The organism is Candidatus Protofrankia californiensis (assembly GCF_900634765.1).
Classification (GTDB): Bacteria; Actinomycetota; Actinomycetes; order Frankiales; family Frankiaceae; genus Protofrankia; species Protofrankia californiensis.
Genome location: NZ_CAAAFT010000489.1, coordinates 38343 through 40657 on the forward strand (window position 1 = coordinate 38343; position 2315 = coordinate 40657).

General features: G+C 65.3%; 2 protein-coding genes. One reads left to right on the forward strand and one right to left on the reverse strand.

Annotated features, from left to right (window positions below; translation table 11 throughout):
* Positions 1-615: 615 nt before the first annotated feature.
* Positions 616-1899: an adenylosuccinate synthase gene (locus DD1DGNOD_RS25425; protein WP_131768860.1), complete on the reverse strand. Its 1284-nt coding sequence runs from the start codon at positions 1897-1899 to the stop codon at positions 616-618.
* A gap of 218 nt (positions 1900-2117) precedes the next feature.
* On the opposite strand from DD1DGNOD_RS25425, the gene DD1DGNOD_RS28430 reads away from it, so the two are divergent.
* Positions 2118-2315 (forward strand): hypothetical protein (locus tag DD1DGNOD_RS28430; RefSeq protein ID WP_206443430.1); only part of this gene is annotated, 198 nt, incomplete at its 3' end.

Genomic DNA, 2315 nt, shown 5'->3' on the forward strand with positions numbered 1-2315 from the left:
CGACGTCACGACTCCGGAACAACATCACCGAGACCCACGTCGACCCGCCCTCGGCGACGATCAGCGCAGTGGTCGATCAACCGGCCCGAGACCCCTGCGCGGCACCCCGGGACCGCCGGACGTCATCAACGTCATCGCAGAGCCCGGGGCAGCCAATCACGGCAGACGCCAGCCGCGCACGGCCGCCTCTTCACACCCACCTGCTGCCACGAACGGTCGCTCTCGTGGCAGCAGCCGAGTCGGCGCTCAGGCGTCCTGCTTGCCCCGCTTGCGAATGAGGAAACCACCACCGGCAATTGCGGCCAGCAGGGCGATCAACGCGAAACGCTTCATTGCGTACCTCCACGATGCGAACGAGGGGCGATACAGAACATTCCCACACCAACAGCCGCCCCTGGTGCGTCAGCCCCATGCGGAACACAGGCAGAACCACCCTGGGCAGCCAACCGAGCAGAAGATCGGCTGTCGGCCGAGCCTGAGCATGCCATGACCCGAGCCACTCCGACGGTAGGTGGCTTCGGATGTCATCCATCATACGGAGCAATTTTTTGATCTTCGAGGTTTCACTCGTAGCGTTCGAGGGGTCACGAAGCGACCCGACCACCGCCGAGATCGCTAGACAAGATCGCGAATGGAGATCGTCTGATCCCTGCCGGGGCCGACCCCGACGGCCGCCACCGGCGCCCCGGACAGCTCCTCGAGCGTCTTGACGTAGTCGCGGGCAGCCTTCGGCAACTGATCGAACGACGACGCCCGCGAGATGTCCTCACCCCAGCCGGGAAGCTCCTCGTAGATCGGCTTGGCGTGGTGGAACTCGGTCTGCGTCATCGGCATCTCGTCGTGTCGCACCCCGTGGACGTCGTACGCCACGCAGACCGGCACCCGGTCGAAGCCGGACAGCACGTCCAACTTGGTCAGGAAGATGTCGGTCAGCCCGTTCACGCGTACCGCGTAGCGGGCGATCACAGCGTCGAACCAGCCGGTGCGCCGGGCTCGTCCGGTGGTCACACCGAACTCCCCACCAACCGCGCGCAGCTCGTCCCCGACCTTGTCGGTGAGCTCGGTCGGGAACGGCCCGGAACCAACCCTGGTCGTGTACGCCTTGCAAATGCCGATCACCCGGGTGATCCTTGTCGGCCCGATACCCGAGCCGGCCGCGGCCCCGCCCGCGGTCGGGTTCGACGACGTGACAAAGGGATAGGTCCCGTGATCGACGTCAAGGAGGGTACCCTGCGAGCCTTCCAGGAGCACGACCTTACCGGCCCGTAACGCCTTGTCGAGCACAAGACCGGTGTCGACGATGTGCGGCCCGAGCCTGTGCGCATACACACTGTACTCATCGACGACCTCGTTCACGTCGAGGGCACGCCGATTGTAAATCTTGGTCAGGATCTGGTTCTTCTCCCGCAGCGCCAGCTCCAGTTTCGCGCGGAAGATCCCGGGATCGAGCAGGTCCTGGACGCGGATGCCGGTCCGAGCGATCTTGTCACCATAGGTCGGGCCTATCCCGCGCCCGGTGGTCCCGATCCGCGCCTTACCTAGATAACGCTCAGTGACCTTATCGAGCGCTCGATGATGAGGCATGATCAGGTGCGCGTTCGCGCTGATCAACAGACGGGACACGTCGATGCCACGGGCGGCGAGCCCGTCCATCTCCTGAAGTAGGACACCCGGGTCCACGACCACGCCGTTACCGATCACCGGCACGCAGTCCGCGCGCAGTACACCACTGGGAATCAGGTGCAAAGCGTAGCTTTCCTCGCCGATGACAACGGTGTGTCCGGCGTTGTTACCCCCCTGATATCGGACAACGAAGTCGACCGCCCCACCAAGCAGGTCGGTCGCCTTCCCCTTGCCCTCATCACCCCACTGGGCACCGATCAGCACGAGCGCAGGCACCGGGCGAGGTTACCTGGCCTGCCGGCCCGGGGATGTCATATCGCCGACGGAGCACAAAAATGATCTTCAGGGCGGTCATTGCGGACGCCGCCCCACAGGCGCCGCCAAACCCCCCGCCCACGTCGATCATCTGCCCGAGGGCCCACTTGCATTACTGAGGGTTACTGTGGAGTCTGTATTTCGATAAGGGAGTAGTCGATCGGGACGGGGGTGTCACGGTGGCTGCTGTCGCCGCCCGGTCCGTGAACGCCGAAGACCCCGGCCAGAGCACCAGCACCGCACGGGAGGCAGCGTCGAGCCGGCCGCCCGGCGCCGACAGGCTCGCCTCCGACTCGTCCGTGTCGGTACAACTGTCCGTCCAGCCGGACCAGTCCGTGCAACCGGCGCAACCGGAACAGTCGGCACCAGCACCAGCA